This window comes from Moritella sp. (genome assembly GCF_033791185.1).
Taxonomy (GTDB): Bacteria; Pseudomonadota; Gammaproteobacteria; order Enterobacterales; family Moritellaceae; genus Moritella.
The window spans coordinates 1-18,639 of the sequence record NZ_JASJHF010000014.1; the positions used below are offsets into that span (position 1 = coordinate 1).

The 18,639-nt window shown below is 39.5% G+C and carries 17 protein-coding genes; 13 read left to right on the forward strand and 4 right to left on the reverse strand.

Going from position 1 to position 18,639, the window contains the following annotated elements; genetic code table 11:
- The 12 genes from QNK26_RS00700 to QNK26_RS00755 form a co-directional block, all read left to right on the forward strand.
- Positions 1 to 126 (forward strand): flagellar basal body rod C-terminal domain-containing protein (locus tag QNK26_RS00700; protein WP_319220401.1); only part of this gene is annotated, 126 nt, incomplete at its 5' end.
- Between the two features lie 5 nt (positions 127 to 131).
- Positions 132 to 1,367 (forward strand): flagellar hook-associated protein FlgL, encoded by a 1,236-nt coding sequence (gene flgL / locus QNK26_RS00705; protein WP_319220340.1) that lies wholly within the window; start codon positions 132 to 134, stop codon positions 1,365 to 1,367.
- A 130-nt stretch (positions 1,368 to 1,497) separates the two neighbouring features.
- On the forward strand, positions 1,498 to 2,322 hold the full coding sequence (locus tag QNK26_RS00710) for a flagellin (RefSeq protein WP_319220341.1): 825 nt from the start codon (positions 1,498 to 1,500) through the stop codon (positions 2,320 to 2,322).
- Between the two features lie 432 nt (positions 2,323 to 2,754).
- On the forward strand, positions 2,755 to 3,582 hold the full coding sequence (locus tag QNK26_RS00715) for a flagellin (RefSeq protein ID WP_319220342.1): 828 nt from the start codon (positions 2,755 to 2,757) through the stop codon (positions 3,580 to 3,582).
- Positions 3,583 to 3,924: 342 nt separating this feature from the next.
- Entirely contained in the window at positions 3,925 to 4,746 is an 822-nt protein-coding gene (locus tag QNK26_RS00720) for a flagellin (RefSeq protein ID WP_319220343.1), read from the forward strand.
- 59 nt (positions 4,747 to 4,805) lie between these two features.
- Complete coding sequence (locus tag QNK26_RS00725; protein WP_319220344.1) at positions 4,806 to 5,219, forward strand: flagellar protein FlaG; 414 nt, start codon at positions 4,806 to 4,808, stop codon at positions 5,217 to 5,219.
- Positions 5,220 to 5,309: 90 nt separating this feature from the next.
- Complete coding sequence (gene fliD, locus QNK26_RS00730) at positions 5,310 to 6,704, forward strand: flagellar filament capping protein FliD (RefSeq protein ID WP_319220345.1); 1,395 nt, start codon at positions 5,310 to 5,312, stop codon at positions 6,702 to 6,704.
- Positions 6,705 to 6,753: 49 nt separating this feature from the next.
- Positions 6,754 to 7,176, forward strand: a complete 423-nt coding sequence (gene fliS / locus QNK26_RS00735) for a flagellar export chaperone FliS (RefSeq protein WP_319220346.1) — start codon at positions 6,754 to 6,756, stop codon at positions 7,174 to 7,176.
- Positions 7,176 to 7,496 carry a hypothetical protein gene (locus QNK26_RS00740; protein WP_319220347.1) on the forward strand — a complete coding sequence of 107 codons (321 nt, stop codon included), beginning with the start codon at positions 7,176 to 7,178 and terminating at the stop codon, positions 7,494 to 7,496. The genes fliS and QNK26_RS00740 overlap by 1 nt, the downstream gene beginning before the upstream one ends.
- Positions 7,497 to 7,505: 9 nt before the next feature.
- Positions 7,506 to 9,617 (forward strand): 6-hydroxymethylpterin diphosphokinase MptE-like protein, encoded by a 2,112-nt coding sequence (locus QNK26_RS00745; RefSeq protein ID WP_319220348.1) that lies wholly within the window; start codon positions 7,506 to 7,508, stop codon positions 9,615 to 9,617.
- A gap of 114 nt (positions 9,618 to 9,731) precedes the next feature.
- Positions 9,732 to 10,919, forward strand: a complete 1,188-nt coding sequence (locus QNK26_RS00750; RefSeq protein ID WP_319220349.1) for a Bcr/CflA family multidrug efflux MFS transporter — start codon at positions 9,732 to 9,734, stop codon at positions 10,917 to 10,919.
- Entirely contained in the window at positions 10,919 to 12,199 is a 1,281-nt protein-coding gene (locus QNK26_RS00755) for a CinA family nicotinamide mononucleotide deamidase-related protein (RefSeq protein ID WP_319220350.1), read from the forward strand. Before QNK26_RS00750 ends, QNK26_RS00755 begins: the two co-directional genes overlap by 1 nt.
- A gap of 74 nt (positions 12,200 to 12,273) precedes the next feature.
- Here the strand turns inward: QNK26_RS00755 and QNK26_RS00760 are convergent, their stop codons facing one another.
- Positions 12,274 to 13,047, reverse strand: a complete 774-nt coding sequence (locus QNK26_RS00760; RefSeq protein WP_319220351.1) for a DNA repair protein — start codon at positions 13,045 to 13,047, stop codon at positions 12,274 to 12,276.
- A 55-nt stretch (positions 13,048 to 13,102) separates the two neighbouring features.
- Positions 13,103 to 13,840, reverse strand: coding sequence for a sensor histidine kinase (locus tag QNK26_RS00765; protein WP_319220352.1), 738 nt, complete (start codon positions 13,838 to 13,840; stop codon positions 13,103 to 13,105).
- Positions 13,841 to 13,944: 104 nt separating this feature from the next.
- On the opposite strand from QNK26_RS00765, the gene cysB reads away from it, so the two are divergent.
- Positions 13,945 to 14,919 carry an HTH-type transcriptional regulator CysB gene (gene cysB, locus QNK26_RS00770; RefSeq protein WP_319220353.1) on the forward strand — a complete coding sequence of 325 codons (975 nt, stop codon included), beginning with the start codon at positions 13,945 to 13,947 and terminating at the stop codon, positions 14,917 to 14,919.
- Positions 14,920 to 14,952: 33 nt separating this feature from the next.
- On the opposite strand, the gene QNK26_RS00775 is transcribed toward cysB, so the two are convergent.
- Both QNK26_RS00775 and QNK26_RS00780 read right to left on the reverse strand, forming a co-directional pair.
- The gene (locus QNK26_RS00775; protein ID WP_319220354.1) at positions 14,953 to 16,557 is read right to left on the reverse strand and encodes a wax ester/triacylglycerol synthase family O-acyltransferase; all 1,605 of its coding nucleotides are present in this window, start codon (positions 16,555 to 16,557) and stop codon (positions 14,953 to 14,955) included.
- Positions 16,558 to 16,899: 342 nt separating this feature from the next.
- Complete coding sequence (locus QNK26_RS00780; RefSeq protein ID WP_319220355.1) at positions 16,900 to 18,291, reverse strand: L-serine ammonia-lyase; 1,392 nt, start codon at positions 18,289 to 18,291, stop codon at positions 16,900 to 16,902.
- Positions 18,292 to 18,639 lie beyond the last annotated feature (348 nt).

Below are 18,639 nucleotides of genomic sequence, written 5' to 3' on the forward strand. Positions count from 1 at the left end.
TCAGGGGTAAACCTTGATGAAGAGGCGGCAAACATGGTTCGTTATGAGCAAGCATATAACGCATCTGCGCAAGTGGTGAGTATTTCTCAAAAAATATTTGACACTATTCTGAATGCGGCGAGGTAGCAAGTATGAGGTTAACTAATAATCAAATGTTTTCGCGATCAATTCAAGATATGTCGCAGACTCAAAAACGTTTGAACTCAGCCCATGCGCAAGTAACTACGCAAGAAAAATTTAAAACTTCGGGCGATGCACCTGCTGAAATAGCGAAGTCGAGTTACTTGAATGATGAAATCAAAAAAAATACCCAATACCAAACGAATAGCTCGATGTTGAAAAGTACATTAGGTTTGGAAGAGACGACTCTTAATAATTTACACACCGCGATGGAACGTGGGCGAGTGCTTTCTGTTCGAGCATTAAATGGTGCGGTTGGTGAAAAAGATCGACATGCAATTTCGTTAGAAATTGGGCAAGTACAAAAAGAAGTTTTTAGTTTGGTAAATACGAAAAATGCCAATGGCGATTATATTTTTTCTGGAACTTCTTCGCAATTACAACCGTATATTAAGGATGATCAAACGGGTCTATATACTTATCGTGGTAACGAACAAGATAATAAAATTCAAATCGCTACCAATGTTTACATTGGTAGTGGCGATAATGGTCGGCGAGTCTTTGAATCTTCCCCTGCTCGGTTAACCGTCAACACAAGTAATCTGACTGGGCTTATTACTGCTGCGAAAAGCGAAGTTGTTGATCAAGGTGAATATGATAATTTTCATACTCACAATTATGATCATAATAATCCGGTAAATAATACGTTCAAATTAAACATCATGGCACCGTTAGTTCCTGGTGATAGAGATACTTATGAGATCCAAGATAATTTAAATAACGTACTGCAAAGTGGCTATTTTTCTTCAGATAGAGGTGTTCGCTTTAATGGTGTCAATATTTCGGCACAAGGTTCGTCACCGGGTAGTGTTGATATATCGTTAATGCCAAGTGTTAATACCAATATTCTTAATACGTTAGAGTCATTAAAGACTGCATTATCAGACGCTTCATTGGAAAAAGTTGATTTTCGCGAAAGTATGGCTGATGCGCAAGTTGGTATTGAGAATGCACAATATTCAGTAGTATCAACAATATCAATGATTGGTGGTCGTAATAATACGATCGAACGAGTGAATGAATCAAACTCGTCTTTTAAGATCATTAATCAGGAGGCGATGGCAATTCTTACCGAGACAGATCTTGCCGCGGCAATGACTGACCTTACTAAAGAACAAAATATTTTAGAAATGAGTTATAAGTCGTTTAATAAGATCAATGACTTAAGTTTATTTAATTCAATATAGTAATTGGCACACAACTTGCTCTTATATTATTAACGGTTAACAAAAAAATTAATTTACAAACTAACATCAAGCAAGAACTACACATTCATTATGTTATTGCTTAATAAAGTTACATACAGAGGGAATAGAAATGGCTATATATGTAAATACTAATGTTGCATCTTTAAATTCACAACGTAATTTATCGAACTCAACGAATGAACTGCAAACATCATTTGAACGTTTATCTTCAGGTAAACGTATCAATTCAGCTGCAGATGATGCGGCTGGCTTACAAATTGGTTCTCGTTTAGAAGCACAAGTTAACGGCCTAAATCAAGGTGCTCGAAATGCTAATGATGGCATCTCAATGGCACAAACTGCTGAAGGTGCATTAGACGAAACAACGAACATGTTACAACGTATGCGTGTTCTTTCAATTCAATCTGCGAATGGTTCAAACAGTGCCGAAGATCGTAGCGCGTTAAATAAAGAATTTGGTCAACTTCAAAATGAAATCGACCGTGTAGCACAAGACACAACGTTTGGTGGCGAGACGTTACTTGATTCATCGTTTAATAATAATTTTCAAGTTGGTGCTGATGCTAACCAAATTATTAATGTTAAAATTACGACAAACATGAATTCACTTGGTTTGGGTGTTGGTACTGCAACGTCTAACATCCTAACTTCGGCAGGCGCTCAAACGGCAATCGACTCTTTAGATACTGCGATCGCATCAGTAACCGATATTCGAGGCGACTTGGGTGCGAAGCAAAATCGTTTCTCATCAACAATTCGTAACTTAAGTAATATTTCTGAGAATGTATCGGCATCTAAATCACGTATTATGGATGCTGACTTTGCTGCTGAATCTGCGCAGCTAGCGCAAAACCAAGTATCACAGCAAGCTGCAAGTACAATGCTAAGTCAAGCAAATCAGCAGTCTCAAGTTGCTATGTCATTATTAGGCTAAGAGGGTGGGCTCCCTCTGCCCCCTCTGGCCCTTTTTGGGCCGCCTAATATATTGCTTTTACCTATGTCCTTATCGCTAAGCCCTGTCTAAGCGTATAGGTAAAAGTATTATTTTTATTCCCTATTTTTAATCACTTCTTCTTAGTTTATCTTTCTGGCTATTCTTGTTTCTATCTGCATCTATTACTGCTCCATTAGGAGCCCTCAGTAACGGAGCATTATGTTACAGGAATTATGCTCCGGCAAATTGACGGCAAATTTTTGACTTGGTTAAAATAAATCGAAGCCGGGATTGATATATTCTAGTGGTGAGTATTTTAATTAATTAAAAACAGAGGCTTACATATTTTTTGTTGTTTTATCTCTTGGCTTATATATTGCATTAAAAATAAGATATGAATTTTAACTTTAAATCAGCAGAAGGGAAGATACAGTGGCCTTATATGTAAATACAAATGTAGCATCATTAAATTCACAGCGTAATTTGACGACCTCTACAAATGCGTTGCAAACATCATTTGAGCGGCTATCGTCTGGTAAACGTATTAACTCTGCTGCTGATGATGCCGCAGGACTACAGATCGGTTCTCGTTTAGAGTCTCAGATAAACGGCTTGAATCAAGCTTCACGTAATGCTAATGACGGTATTTCATTAGCGCAAACAGCTGAAGGTGCACTCGACGAAACAACCAACATGTTGCAACGTATGCGGGTATTATCAATTCAATCTGGTAATGGTTCAAACAATGATGCAGATCGTGGCGTACTTAATAGAGAATACAGTCAGTTGCAAGAAGAGATGAACCGGATTGCGTATGATACAACGTTTGGTGGCTTAAATTTACTTGATGCGAGTTTCAATCGAGATTTTCAAATTGGTTCGGATGCGAATCAAATTATTAATGTTAAAATTACCACCAATATGGATGCATTAGGCTTAGGCGTTGGTACTGCAACATCTAATATTTTAACAGAAGCTAATGCGCAAATATCGATTGCAAGTTTAGATGCCGCAATTGCTAAAGTCACTGAAACTCGAGGTGATCTTGGTGCTAAGCAAAACCGTTTTTCATCAACAATCCGTAATTTGTCTAATATTTCAGAAAATGTATCTACGTCTAAATCGCGTATTATGGATGCAGATTTTGCTGCTGAATCAGCTAAAATGGCACAAAATCAAGTCTCACAACAAGCTGCAAGTACGATGCTTAGTCAAGCAAATCAGCAATCACAAGTAGCGATGACGTTGCTACAAGGTTAACCTGATAATTATTTTGGCTCGAGAGAGCCAAATAGCATTCCTTCCTTTCTAGTACTACTTGTTTACTCTGCATTAAGCCTACTATATTTCTGTATTCCCTATGCTAATCAGTCGTCTACTCTGTATTTTGTAAAATATAAACCTCATAAGTTGTTGAAAGTTAAGTGTTATATTTTATGTGTTTGTTTTTTTTGAAAATAAACTGAAAAAAATCAAAATAACCCTAAAGGATGTATTTTTAGGGTCGATAACTTTTATGACAATACAAATAACCGATTATGAATAAGGGCTGTATTTTACATACACAGCAGTCCTTTACAGGATTTCTTTTAGGAGACGAATATGGCTGTTTATGTAAACACTAATGTAGCATCTTTAAACTCACAACGTAATTTGAGCAACGCTACCAATGAGCTACAAACCTCTTTCCAACGTTTATCATCTGGTAAACGCATCAATAGCGCTGCTGATGATGCTGCTGGTTTACAAATTGGTTCTCGTTTAGAGGCTCAAGTGGGTGGTTTAAACCAAGCATCACGAAATGCAAATGACGGTATTTCACTCGCGCAAACAGCCGAAGGTGCATTAGACGAAACAACGAATATGCTACAACGTATGCGTGTACTTTCAATTCAATCTGCCAATGGTTCGAATAGTGACGCTGACCGTAACGCACTGCAATCAGAGTTTAATGAATTGCAAACTGAAATCACCCGTGTATCAACAGATACAACATTCGGTGGTAAAAAACTGCTTGATGGTTCATATGATGAACAGATTCAAGTTGGTGCTGATTCTAACCAAGTTATTGCATTGAAAATGACTTCAGGTATGGATTCAACGACATTAGGTGTGGGCAGTGCTGCTGCTAACATTTCAACTGCAGCAGGTGCGCAGGCGTCAATTGATCTACTTGATACAGCAATTCAATCGGTAACGGGTACGCGTGCTGATCTTGGTGCGAAACAAAACCGTTTCTCATCAACAATCCGTAACATTTCGAATATTTCAGAAAATGTATCGGCATCTAAATCTCGTATTGTTGACACCGATTTTGCGGCTGAATCAGCTAAAATGGCTCAAACTCAAGTGCAACAACAAGCGGCAAGTTCGATGCTAAGCCAGGCTAACCAAACATCACAAGTAGCTTTATCACTACTGTAATCATTTCGGTTTATTTTTGCCCTGCACCTTGCGGGGCATTTTAGTCTTTGGGGGTTACTATGTCCATTGATAACAATGTGGATAATAAGAGCGTTCGTGTTTATCCTGACCCTATAGTGACAAAAGAACCTGTCATTACCAATCCTGCCGTTTTAATTTCACCTGTCGATAAGCCTTTACCTGAAAATAATCCATTATCTAAACCAGAATTGGCCAGTAATGTAGATTTGGAACAAAATTTGCAAGAGGCAAAGGATACGCTGCAAACGCATTTTGATGTTAATAACAAAAAGCTAAACTTTAGTGTTCATGGTGACACTGGCCGTCTGGTTGTTAAAGTGGTTGATCCCGAGAGTGGAGAAATACTTAAAGAGCTGCCGTCAGAAGCGGTATTAAAGATGGCAACTGACATTGAAAAGTTTCAGGACAATATATCTGCTAGTTCAGGTCTCTTATTTGATGAGATGGTTTGATTAACATAGCGTGATAAAATAGTCGGATGTTTAGTACGATAGGCAATTTTTTGCCTATCGTACTGCTATTGATGAAAATTAAGGATACGCATGGCCGGTATTACGATGGCAGGTTCAGGTTCTGGATTAGATCTAGAAACGATCATTTCAACATTTGTTACTGCTGAAAAAACGCCAAAAGAAACACGCTTGAATAAAAAAGAAACCAACCTTACAACAGAGTTATCTGGTGTTGGTACTTTAAAAGCGGGTTTGGCCGATTTTAAGGTAATTACAGGCATATTGGGTAATCCGGACTCTTTTTATCAAAGTAAAACCAATATTAACTATCAAGGTCGTGATGTTGAGCAAACAACGGCGGGTGGTGCTGGTGATAGCGCCGCTTTACCCATCACTATTCAGACTAAAGGTGTGGTACCAAAAGGTGCATTTGATGTTGAAGTTAAGCAACTTGCACAGGGTGCACGATTAGAATCTGACTTTTTACCCAGCCGCGAGACTAAACCGGGACAGGGGATGCTGTATTTTGATGCCGGTAAAGATACTTTCCAAGTGGATGTTAATATTAATGATACTTTGCAAAGCATTCAAAAAAAAATTAACGATGCGCCTGACAATTACGGTATTAGTGCCAATGTCATTAGTTCTGATCTCGGTGCTAAAATAGTCTATACCTCAGATAAAAGCGGTAAAGCAAATGATTTAGCTGTATTCACTTCTGATTCAAGTTTGAATATCATTTCATCTGGAATGAAAGGTCCCCCTGCTACTGATGCGATAATTACGGTTGATGGAAACACCATAACCAAAGATACTAATATCTTTAGTCATGCGGTATCTGGGGTTACGATCACTGCCAATAGTTTGACTAAGCTGAACGAGCCTGCCAATTTTTCAACATCGACAGATCATGCTGCGGTTCAAGAACTCGTTTATGGTTTTGTCGATGGTTATAATACCTTGATGTCTAGTATCAATGAATTGACCCACCCTGAGACCGGTATTTTGAAGTTTGATTCAAGTGCAAGAAGTATCAAGCAACAACTTCAGAGTATTACCGGCGGCGTAGTTGATGGTGCTAATAAGCGTCTCAACACCTTATACGGTGCGGGTATCTCATTAGAAGAGGGTGGGATGCTAGCTGTTAATCCATTTGGAATGGGTGGTGCTAAATCGGGCGCTGAACGTTTAAATGACGCAGTTAATAACTCATTAGATGATCTTGGCAAACTTTTTGCAGGTGATAACGGTATTGCGGCACAAGTGAATCGCGTGTTGGCAAACAATTTGAGCAATAAGGGCATGATCTCTCAGCAAGAAAACATGTTGAGTGAAAATTTACGCGATATTGGTGATGATCGGGCTAAATTAGATCGTCATATCACCTCGTTTGAAGATACATTACGAAAGAAATATACCGCCTTAGATAATACGGTCACACGTTATAATGCCACCGGTGATTACATTCGGAATGTATTAGGTTAATCATATTATTCTTCGGTATTTAAATACATTAATAGTTAGGTAAAAAAACATGAGAGCTAATATAAGACGTTATCAGCAAGTAAGCCGAGAAAGCGGTATTGCTAGCGCTGATAACCACCAAGTGATTTTTATGTTGTTACAGGGATTGTTGGATTCTGTAGCTGTAGCAAAAGGCTGCATTTTACGTAAAGATATTGAAGGTAGAGCGAAAGCAATTAACAAATCAATCAATATTACATCGGGTTTAATTGATGGTATTAATCATAAGGTTCATCCGGAGATTGGTGAAAACTTTGATGCGCTATACCGCTATATACAATTGCGTTTAAATGATGCGGCATTAGAGCAGTCAGTAGAACCATTAGATGAAATTACTACATTAATAACACCGATTAAAGACGCGTGGATAAACATCCCTCAAGCAGAAAAAGAAAAAGCGGAATTAGTTCGAAAGCAAGCTAACGGTGCTTAATGATGGATATTACTGACGTTGACTTGATGAGCCAAATATCGGCACTTTCTGCGCAAGCAAAGCAAGCGGTGATAGAAGATAAGTTGAGTCAATGTGATCAACTATTAATACAACGTCAGATTTTAATTGAGCAGTTAGTTATACTCGCAAACCCTGCTCAATGCCCCTGTACACATGCTTTTCTAACCCAATTAATGACTGATGATCAAACCCAAGTTACAGCACTAAAAAGATCAAAATCAGTCCTTGAATCCCAGCAAGTTACCAATCGGCGTAGTGCTAAATCTATTAATCGGTACCTTACTATTAAACAGTTTTAGGTTGTAATTATGGACTCTTTAAATCTCGACATTAGCGCACAAATAGCCACGTTAGAGGCGCAGCAGCAGCAGCGTAAAAAGCAGGTAAGCCTAGCGCATGCCATTGATGCCATTAATGCTAGAACACAACCTATAGCTGATCCAATGGCCTTATATAGTGCCAATATGCAGGCTTTTAAGCAGTATATTCCCGATGTTCATCAGTCTTTTGTTAATTACCAGCCGAGTAAGTTTGAATTAGCACATGTTGGTGATGCTTTGCACTTAGTCGATGTTGATAATAACCTAGTGCTGGGCGAGAATTATTTTCACGATAGCCTGATTGATTTTGAGCAATACCGTATTAATCCGCAGTTGGCGCGTATTGACTTTGAAGAAGAAATTAACAGCGTTGGCGATTTTATTCATGTTAAATACCTCAACCAATTTATTCGTGCATTAAAGGGGATTAACCAAAAACATAAAGCCGAATTCGTGTTGCCGGAAGCGGTTAACATGATGGTATTCTTTGGTTTAGGTTTAGGTTACTTCTTACCTGAAATGCTCGATAAGCACAGTGTTAAACGGTTATATATCTATGAACCTGAAAATGACTTCTTTTATGCAAGTCTGTTTACGTTAGATTGGGCCAGTATTTTACAACGTCTTGATGAAAGTGGCAGTAGTTTGCACTTGTGTCTGGGCGCTGACGAAGAGTTATTCTTTAATGATATCTCGCATGAATTAATGGTTAAAGGACGTTATGATTCAACGTTCAGCTTTTGCTATCAGCATTATGAAACCGAACAAACGAATAGTGCATTAGAAAAATTCAATCAGCAGAACTTTCACATAGCCTTTGGGTTAGGCTTCTTTGATGATAGTTTACTGGCGCTCGCACACCAATATCATACCCTGAATCAACACATACCGTTACTTGCGGATGTTGAACCGTTACCTGAATGTGAAACCCGTTCGGTATTTATCTTGGGGAATGGTCCGTCACTTGATGAACATATAGAGTTCATTCGAGCGCATCGTGACAAGGTATTACTGGTGAGTGGTGGGACGACAATTAGGGCGCTACAGCAATACGGAATTACCCCTGATTTCCATTTGGAAATGGAGCGTACTAAGGTTACTTATACCGTATTAAAGTCGGTTGATGACGATGAATATTTAAAATCAATTCCGTTACTGACCCTAAATACCATCACGCCTGATGTGACCAATTTATTTGATCGAAAATTGATGGGCATGAAACTGCAAGAACCATCAACTGAGATCATTACCAATCCGAAATTAGGTTGTGACAGTGACAATCTAACGACATTAATATTTGCTAATCCAACCGTATCTAACTTGGCACTGTCATACTTTACCCGAATGGGTTTCAAAAATATTTACTTGTTTGGTGTTGATCTTGGTTTTGCGGGTAAAGCCCATCACAGTAAAAAAAGTATTTACTATAACCAGTCTGGCGAAGATAAGTTATTGTTTAATAAGAAAGAATTATCTAGCTTTGTGTCCTCTGGTAACCATGCCGAGGAAGTCGAAACGACGATGATTTTCCAAATGTCAGGCAAAGGTATGGGTGAGTTATTAGCCTACTATCCAGAAGTGAAATGCTATAATTTGGGTAGTGGTATTAAGATCGAAAATACCATACCAACTTACCAAGAAGATGTTGTATTGACAGACGAGGTGTTTGATAAAGCCGAATTTGTTGATCGCATGTTGGCACATTACTCTGCGGATACACAAGTATTAGCTAAGCAATACAGTGCTATTTTAGAACAAGATATTTTTGCTGATTTTGTCGATAAGATGATCGCTTTGATTAAATCACCGATTGTCACTCGTTACGATGCATTAGAGCAACTTCATCAGCAACTTAAGTTATTAAATAGTCAGTATAATACCAAGCATGCCTTTTTAGTGGAGTTATTAAACGGTACCCTACAGCACTGCCATGCGGCATTAATTAAAATGTTGCTCTTGCCTGCATCCCCTGAGCAAGGCTTAATTTACTATCAACAGGGCCTCGATATTTTTATTAACTACCTAGAAGCAGCAAAGGTGAAATATCAGCGAGAACTCTTTGAAGTAGATCAAACCGATGTGTCAGGTTTTTGGAAATAGCGGGATGCTGCTGTGTTAAGCAAATTTCGGTAAGAAAAATGAAAGTGGGCTGATAAGGCTGCATCTTACTATTATTTAGGTATATAATTATAAGCCACTCAGACTGTTTGGCTTATGATGAAAACATATTTTTTAATTCCTTTCCTCGCATTATTATCAGCATTAACGCCGCTTGCTATTGATATGTATCTACCGGCAATGCCTAGTATTGCCAGCGATTTTAATGTCTCTATTGAAATCATTCAAACCACACTCAGTACCTACCTATTGGGTTTTGCAATTGGTCAGCTTTTTTATGGCCCATTGGCGGACAGTTATGGCCGTAAACCTGTGCTTATTTGTGGACTTATGATCTATTTAATTGCCAGTGTGGGTATTGTTTATGGCGACTCTATTGAACAATTTAAGTGGTTACGTTTATTACAAGCCATCGGTGGTGGGGCTGCATCGGTCGTCGTTAGCTCATTGTTACGGGATCTTTTTTCCGGTTCATTATTTTCTAAAATGATGTCTTATGTGGTGCTGTCAATGACATTGGCACCGCTCGTCGCCCCGTTAATTGGGGCGCAGTTGTTAGTCTGGTTTAGCTGGCCGAGTATTTTTGTAGCTTTGGCAATTGTGACCTTGATATGTTTGTTGATTAGCTATGTCGGAATTAAAGAAACACTGCCGAAAGAGCGTCGAGTAGCGTTTAATCTACGAAGTATATTTGCCAATTATTGGTTGATCCTAAAGAACCGAAAAGCGCTTGGTTTAATGCTCTGTGGTGGCTTTAATGTGTCTGGTATGTTTGCGTTTTTAACCGCATCACCCTTTGTGTATATTGAGTATTTTGGTGTTGACGCGCAGAATTATGGTTATCTGTTTGCATGTAATATTCTTGGCATGATGGTCGTGACATGGACGAATGCTAAGATAGTCATGCGTTTTGGTTATCAACAGATATTACGTGCTGGTATTATTATTAGTGCGGTGATCTCGGTATTGTTTTGGTTACTTAACGCCAACCTGACATTTGGTTTAACGGGGTTGGTGATCTCAACGGTGGCCTATGTTTCGTTAATTAGCTTAATTGGGTCGAATGTGATGACAGGGGTATTAGCTGAATTCCCCCATATATCTGGAACAGCGTCAGCATTGGCTGCCACGATCAGATTTGGATTTGGTGCACTATCAGGGGTCGTCATCAGCCTATTACACGATGGTACTCCGTTACCCATGATTATGGTTATTAGTGGCTGTGGGATATTATCCTTCCTCAGTTATTTCATATTGACGGATAGAGCAAATAAGGACAGTTAATGCGGATTGAATTTATTAGTACTGGTGACGAAGTATTATCAGGCCAAATTGTCGATACGAATGCGGCATGGATATCACAATATTTTTTTCACCAAGGTCGTGAGTTTACACGTCGTTATACCGTGGCGGATGATCTCGAGTCGTTGATTGATATTATAACTGAAACCAGTCTTAGAGCAGATGTGGTGATCATTAATGGTGGTTTGGGACCAACATCAGATGATTTAAGCGCTGAAGCAGCGGCGAAAGCCATGGGCGTTCCATTAATACTCTCGCAAGTATGGCACGATCATTTAGTGGTTAAATATGCCAAGTCCAATCGTACTTTGTCGGTGAGTAATGAAAAACAAGCTTGGTTACCAAAGGGTTGTGAAATCGTTGATAACCCAGTCGGTACAGCATGTGGCTTTAGCTTTCAATTTAATCGCGCGCGCTTTTATTTTACCCCTGGGGTACCCAGTGAATTTAAGCACATGGTGACCGAACAGATACTGCCTGACATTCAGCAGCGTTTTACACCGGTTACCATACCAACACTGCTCAAGATTAAAACCTTTGGTATTTCAGAGTCGGCGTTAACTGAACGCTTAGCGGCGTTATCATTACCGAGCTCTATCACGTTAGGATTTAGAGTCGATTTTCCCACTGTTGAAGTAAAATTGTTATCGACGGTTGAAGCTGATTTAAGCAGAGCACGTGCCTTAGTCAATGCTGAACTAGGTGAATTGATCTTATATGAAGGTGATGGTAGTTTTGCTGCGTATTTACAAAATGTAATGCTAGAAAAAGGGCATACCTTATCCCTTGCTGAATCATGCACTGGTGGTTTAATTGCTAGTGAGTTGATTGCCGTTGCGGGCAGTTCTGGTTATCTGGATTCAAGTCATGTTACTTACAGTAACGAATCGAAGAGCCGTTTAGTAAATGTTGATAAAACTACTATTACTCAGCACGGTGCAGTATCCATGGAAGTGGCTGCTGAAATGGCAGAAGGCGCCATGTTAAATGCGGGTGTCGATTTTGGTATTGCGGTGTCAGGGATTGCCGGACCCGGCGGTGGCAGCGAAGATAAACCTGTTGGTACGGTTGCCTTTGCGCTGGCAAGTAAAACACATACTTACAGTCAATTACTCTTTATCCCACGCCGGAGCCGTCAAGGTATCAGAGGTGTGGCACTTTATATTGCGCTAGATATGTTGAGAAGAGAATTACTGGGGTTAGATTTATCCGCGGAATTTGGTTCGATAGAGCGTCGTGATTACCGCATTGTTGATAAGTAATGCGATAAGTTCTACTCGTATCACTCTCTAAGAAAAACAGCGTGATGAGCGGATAATCCAACCATCACCGCTTGTTACCATTTCTGCTTTGGCTGAAACAGTAGGTCTAATTCGTTCTTTTCGTCTTCTTTTTCTTGGCGATCTTTTAAGTCATCTGAAGATGCTTGAGTAAGCTGTTCATTGACGTCACTTAGTAAAGAAACTAATGTCTGTTGTTTACTGGTAAGAACTTCATTCTTATCATTAATGCTGTTTAGGGTATCAATACCTTTACGCAGCAGTTGCTTACAAGAACCAAATTGACGTGTTGCACGCGCTTCATAAGCACGTTTTAATAAATTATCGATGTTGACATTAAGTTGCATTAATTCGAGTTTACGGTCTTCAATCACAAATGTTTGGGTATTCAATTTACTTTTTGCATGTTCAGCGCGTAATACCGCCCGAATTTTTTTAATTTGTTGTAGTAATACAATGGCTTCACGATCTGAATTCGGAGAGCGGAACATTTTTTCTTCGCTTTGTCCTGGCGCTTCTTTTAATTGTGCCATTTGTGCTTTGACATTCGTTAAGCGCTGTCGTATTTGCGGTAAACCTGGATCCATTTGTAATGCCGAGGTAAGTGAATCATGCATACGGCTGTTTAATACCAACGTAAGCACTTTACTGTACGGCAGTGAGGTTGCGTTTAGCAGCAATTCTTCAGTTTCTTGAATGACTTGTTTGTGCTTGATGATGATTTGGCGCTTTTCAGTTTCAGCTTTACGCTTGAACTGTAAGATAATGTTATAGCCGATCACTAAGAATAATAGGACAGCAATCGCGATGACTATAAAGGTGAGCTTCATTGTATAATAACCCTAAATTTGCTGCAGTACTCAGATATTACTATAAATACCTTAGTTAAGGTAGTGTTAACGTAAAGATACCTCCGCCAAGCGGACCGCCATTAGTCAGTGAAATATGGCCTTTTTTACCTTTGATTTTATGTGCATTAGCAATTAATCGTGCAAAGTATAACCCTAATCCGGTACGCCCTTGTTTACAACTTAATGCCGCCATTGAGTTGTGTTGCGCCTCTAACATACTCTCTGGATAACCGCTGCCGTTGTCAGATATTTCAATGAAAAGTTGATTATCAAGGATACTCGCGGTAACCATTATTTTACCTTTACTATAACGCAGAGCATTGATAAAGACATCGGATAACAAATAACTGACTAAGTTATGATCGCAATACCAAGCGAGGTCAGGATCAATATCGATGTTAATTTCAATGTTGTTGTTATCGCTGTATAGCTGGTTTGTAATGCAAAATTCATTGAAGTAATCGGCAATAAAACATTCAGCAATATTCAATGGTAGTTGATCTTTCTCATCACGATAAAGTGACAAAACTTGAATTAAACTACTGTTAAGACGTAATACTTCATAGTGCAAATCAGCGAGTTTAGCAGCATGCTTATCTTTCTCTGGCACGGTATTCATATCGGCAGAAATTGACTCGATGGATTGTAATAACAAGCATAATGAATTTTTCATATCATGGACGGCAGATGTCAGGATTAATGCATAATCCACTGTGTCTTTACTTGGTTTAATGTTATCGTCTAATGAGGTCATATTATCGTTGACTAACATGAAAGTAATGATCCTTAGCATATCTTATTGACAAGAAATAACAGTATTCTGCTACGGTTTTGTTAGAATATAATTAATTATTTGGAATATAGAGCACATCACGAATGAAGTTACAGCAATTTAGATACATAGTCGAAGTTCTCAATCACAATTTGAATGTGTCTGCGACCGCAGAAAGTCTTTATACTTCGCAGCCCGGCATCAGTAAACAAGTTCGTATGTTAGAAGATGAACTCGGTGTGCAGATCTTCGAACGTAGCGGTAAACATCTCACTAAAGTGACACCTGCTGGTAAAGATATTATTCGTATTGCTGCTGATATTCTAGGCAAAGTTGAAAGTATTAAAGCGGTCGCGAGTCAGCATACGCACCCTTCTAAAGGCACGCTAAATATCTCGACCACGCATACCCAAGCCCGTTACGCGTTGCCGAAAGTGATTAAAGGCTTTATTGAACGCTATCCCGATGTGTCACTCAACATGCATCAAGGTACGCCTGCACAGATCAGCGATTCGGTTTCTAAAGGCACTGCTGACTTTGCTATTGCCACTGAAGCATTGCATCTATACAGTGATTTGGTGATGTTACCTTGTTATCACTGGAACCGTTCTATTATCGTTAAGCCGGGTCACCCATTAACCAAAGTCGGTAAGATCACGGTTGAAGATATCGCTAAATATTCATTGGTAACTTATGTGTTTGGTTTTACCGGCCGGTCTGAATTGGATTGTGCGTTTGATGCCGCAGGTTTAGAGCCTAAAATTGTATTTACCGCAACGGATGCTGACGTGATCAAAACTTACGTGAAATTAGGCATAGGTGTTGGCGTGTTGGCAACAATGGCATTTGATGATGCTACCGATGATGATTTAGTTCGCATCGATGCTAGCCATTTATTTACCTCGAGCACCACTAAAATTGGTTTCCGTAAAGGCACATTCTTACGTACTTATATGTATGATTTTATGGAACGATTTGCACCACATTTAACGCGAGATATTGTTGATAAAGCGATCATGCTAAAAACAGCTGAAGAGATTGATGATATGTTTAAAGAGATCCCGCTACCAACAAGATAACGAAATCGTATTATCTCGGCTAACATTTGTTGCTTAGCCGAGGCTACATTCAGTCGGTATTTTTACTTTAGTCACCGGTTTTTTCACCTCTTTCTCATGCTCCGTTGTTAATTTAAGCACCTCATTGTGAGCTGTTTGGTCAGCGATTGTTGAACAAGCATTCTCGTTAATCACATTAATTACTTCATGGATACTTTGCGATAGCGCGTCATCGTGGTCCAGTTTTGCTATTTGTTCACTGACAATATCGATTGCACTCGCCATCACGACTTGCTCTAACTCTACAAATGCGTCTTCGATGTAGCTGGATAACCTAGTCAAATCAGGAAGGTTAGTTCGGCATGCGATCAAACCCACGTTGAGGTTATTCATATAGCTATACAAGGTTATATTAAGTGACATTCCAGGTGGTAATGCTGATAACGGGAAGCACTCTTGCATTTTAGCTCCCATCATATACATAGGTTTACGTGGGCCAGGTACATTGGAGATGAGTACATTGCCAACCGGTGGTAATATCGTATCCAGTTTCAATAGTTCGCTGATGACCGCCAACCCTTGGCTTGCGAGTGTATAGCTTGTTAGTGCCTCATCGGATAATAACTCGGCTTCTTGTTTTAATTTATCGCAAGATTTTTTAATTGCCATTAAACGAGCCAACGGCTCGGCTTCACTGTGTGCTAATTCAACCATGGTGATGGCAATGCGATTATTCGATGTGATGTCGTTCGGGTCGCGCAAGCTCACTGGAATTTGCGCTGTGAGTGGTTGTTTAAGCTGATAGTCAAGAGTAGCTAAATAACGCTGTAAAGCAATATCACAAATACATACCACGACATCATTTATCGTTGTTCCCGCTATTTTTCCAATGTTCTTTACACGTGAGAGGGGAAGTATGCTGGTTGCTGCTCGACGCGCCCGTTTCGGACTAACAGAAAAAGGGGTTTTAGGTGCAGTAAAAGGAGTTGGAATATTGGCTTTATAGATATTCACGCCTTGTAATATTAACTTAGAACCAAGCCCTAGAATTGAGGGTATTGCGCGTACTTGCTTGGTTAATACAGCACTGTTGTGCTTTAATTTATTAACTAAACTTGCTTTGACTTTACTATTGTCTTGTTTACCCTCAAAGCCTTTTTGGCTCCAAAATGCTTGTAACTTTCCGTCGGCTTGTGCTGATAAATAGCTAAGGATAATTCTGTTCGCTTTAGCACCATCGGTAAATGCATGATGTAATTTAAGATAGATGGCAAATTGATTATTACTCAGACCTGAAATTAAATGCATCTCCCATAACGGCCTGCCACGATCCATTAGGTTTGAGTGTGCGTGTTCTATATATTCAATGAGTTGCTCTCGTGCGCCGGGTTCTGGTAACCGTATACGACGCACATGATAATCAAGGTCAACGTTATCATCTTCTTGCCAGTTCATCATACCTGAATAAGTGGTGTGTAATTTATAATTGAAAGGGGTTTCTACTTGTGTGAATCGCATCAGTTGTTGGTACAAATCTTTACCGTAATCACCTTGATAATCGCTTGGAATATCGAATATTTGCAGTGCAGCGACATGGTTTGGTCGTGATACTGTTTCACAATATAGGAACCCCATGTCGGGTAGAGTGAGTGATTTCATTTATATTTCCCTAATGTTTGCAGATCGGACAGCTGGTTAGGTCATACGATTAATACATAGAATAAGTGACCTAATGAGTAGAGAGTAATTAGCCGCTAAAGTCATTAGCTGCTGCTCTATTCACTGCTATTTACACCTGAAAGTATGAGGATTTTTCTCATGGGGTAATGAGCATTTAGATAAATGAGTAATCAAAGGGGTGGGGAGAGGGTAATACCTGTTATGAGGCTGGGTAGGGGCACTTTTTTATGGATATAAAAAAGCCAGAATAGTGATAAACACATTCTGGCTTTTATTCTTTCTAGCGCTAAATCAGTGAGACTTATTTAGCTTAGAATCAGATTAAGTACAAGTGTGAGCTTTTTTGATATCGCCAACATTTAATACTTTAATTGCTAAACCACCTTGTGATGTTTCACGGTATTTAGCATTCATGTCTTTACCTGTTTCGTACATAGTCTCGATAACTTTGTCTAGCGATACACAAGGCTCACTGGTACGGCGCATTGCCATTCGAGTTGCATTAATCGCTTTAACAGCCGCGATTGCATTACGTTCGATACAAGGTACTTGTACTTGGCCACTAACTGGATCACAAGTTAGACCTAAGTTATGTTCCATACCGATTTCAGCCGCTTCACAAACTTGCGCAGGGCTTGCACCCATTAGCTCAGCAAGACCTGCTGCAGCCATTGAGCATGATACGCCAACTTCACCCTGACAGCCTACTTCTGCGCCTGAGATAGATGCGTTAGTTTTGTATAGGATACCAACTGCGCCTGATGCGAGGTAGAATTTAGTGTACTCGTCACGTGTTAGCGGACGAATGAATTTGTCATAATAAGCTAATACTGCAGGGATGATACCTGCTGCGCCGTTAGTTGGTGCCGTCACTACACGACCGCCAGCTGCATTCTCTTCACTTACTGCAAGCGCAAACATGTTAACCCAGTCAATGATGTTCATTGGATCTGAGTTAAAACCGTCGGTTGCTTCTAACTGACGTTTCAGTGCTGCGGCACGACGTGGCACACGTAATGGACCCGCTAATAAACCTTCGGTTTTACAGCCACGCTCAATACCTTCAGACATTGTTGTCCAAATGTTTGAAAACTGGTGATACGTTTCTTGTTCACTACGGAATGATCTTTCATTCTCAGCCATTAGTGCGCTGATAGATAGTCCGTGTTCTTTACAGTGTTCAACCAGTTTTGCAGCACTGTTAAATGGGTATTTAACGTCCGCTGTTTCACCTTGTGTTAGACCGAAGTTTTCTTCGTCAACAATGAAACCACCACCCGTAGAGTAGTAAGTTTTTGTAAATGCAACTTCACCATCGATGTAAGCATGAATTTTCAAACCGTTTTCATGTAGTGCAAGCGGCTCATCAATAAAGTTCATCGCTGAAGCGGGAAAATCAACAGTATGACAGTGTAGACCGATCGGTAAACGACGTGTTTGTTCAACACGGTGAATAAACTCTGGGATTGCATCAATATCAACAGTTTCAGGTAAGTTACCTGCTAAACCCATTAAGATAGCAATATCAGTGTGGTGACCTTTACCAGTCAACGATAATGAACCATGCACATCCACTGTGATTTGAGTGACTTCGCGGATCTTCCCTGTCGCTCGTAGGTCGTCGATAAATTGTTTGGCAGCTTTCATTGGACCAACAGTATGAGAACTTGATGGACCAATACCAATTTTGTAGATATCGAATACACTGATCATAGTAATTCCTCAGCAGATGCTTAAGTTATATAAGCTTAAATAATTAGCGCGCTAACAGTTTCTGTTAGGCAGAATAACGAGGGGGTTAAACTTTTTTTTAATCCCTCAAATTTTTATGTCGCTATGATAGCGATTTAATTCTAAAAAACAACTGCCAATATAGTAGGCAGCACTGTTATTTAGAGGTGGATCCCATATAACAATTTATTATGTTAAAAAAATGCAGTGTAAAGCTTCGTTTATTTTATTTGATGCGGGTGTTTTAAGTACTAAAGGTAATAAACGCGTATATTTCATGCTGAATTATTACCTTTAATAATTAATGGTTTAAGCGGGAGGTATGAATTG

Excerpts from the sequence above, each read along its gene's own strand:
- QNK26_RS00750 (WP_319220349.1), top strand. The coding sequence starts at position 9,732 with ATGATGAAAACATATTTTTTAATTCCTTTCCTCGCATTATTATCAGCA.
- QNK26_RS00765 (WP_319220352.1), bottom strand. The coding sequence starts at position 13,840 with ATGTTAGTCAACGATAATATGACCTCATTAGACGATAACATTAAACCA.
- QNK26_RS00760 (WP_319220351.1), bottom strand. The coding sequence starts at position 13,047 with ATGAAGCTCACCTTTATAGTCATCGCGATTGCTGTCCTATTATTCTTA.
- QNK26_RS00740 (WP_319220347.1), top strand. The coding sequence starts at position 7,176 with ATGATGGATATTACTGACGTTGACTTGATGAGCCAAATATCGGCACTT.
- flgL (WP_319220340.1), top strand. The coding sequence starts at position 132 with ATGAGGTTAACTAATAATCAAATGTTTTCGCGATCAATTCAAGATATG.
- fliD (WP_319220345.1), top strand. The coding sequence starts at position 5,310 with ATGGCCGGTATTACGATGGCAGGTTCAGGTTCTGGATTAGATCTAGAA.
- QNK26_RS00755 (WP_319220350.1), top strand. The coding sequence starts at position 10,919 with ATGCGGATTGAATTTATTAGTACTGGTGACGAAGTATTATCAGGCCAA.
- QNK26_RS00745 (WP_319220348.1), top strand. The coding sequence starts at position 7,506 with ATGGACTCTTTAAATCTCGACATTAGCGCACAAATAGCCACGTTAGAG.
- QNK26_RS00780 (WP_319220355.1), bottom strand. The coding sequence starts at position 18,291 with ATGATCAGTGTATTCGATATCTACAAAATTGGTATTGGTCCATCAAGT.
- fliS (WP_319220346.1), top strand. The coding sequence starts at position 6,754 with ATGAGAGCTAATATAAGACGTTATCAGCAAGTAAGCCGAGAAAGCGGT.
- QNK26_RS00710 (WP_319220341.1), top strand. The coding sequence starts at position 1,498 with ATGGCTATATATGTAAATACTAATGTTGCATCTTTAAATTCACAACGT.
- QNK26_RS00725 (WP_319220344.1), top strand. The coding sequence starts at position 4,806 with ATGTCCATTGATAACAATGTGGATAATAAGAGCGTTCGTGTTTATCCT.
- QNK26_RS00775 (WP_319220354.1), bottom strand. The coding sequence starts at position 16,557 with ATGAAATCACTCACTCTACCCGACATGGGGTTCCTATATTGTGAAACA.
- cysB (WP_319220353.1), top strand. The coding sequence starts at position 13,945 with ATGAAGTTACAGCAATTTAGATACATAGTCGAAGTTCTCAATCACAAT.
- QNK26_RS00720 (WP_319220343.1), top strand. The coding sequence starts at position 3,925 with ATGGCTGTTTATGTAAACACTAATGTAGCATCTTTAAACTCACAACGT.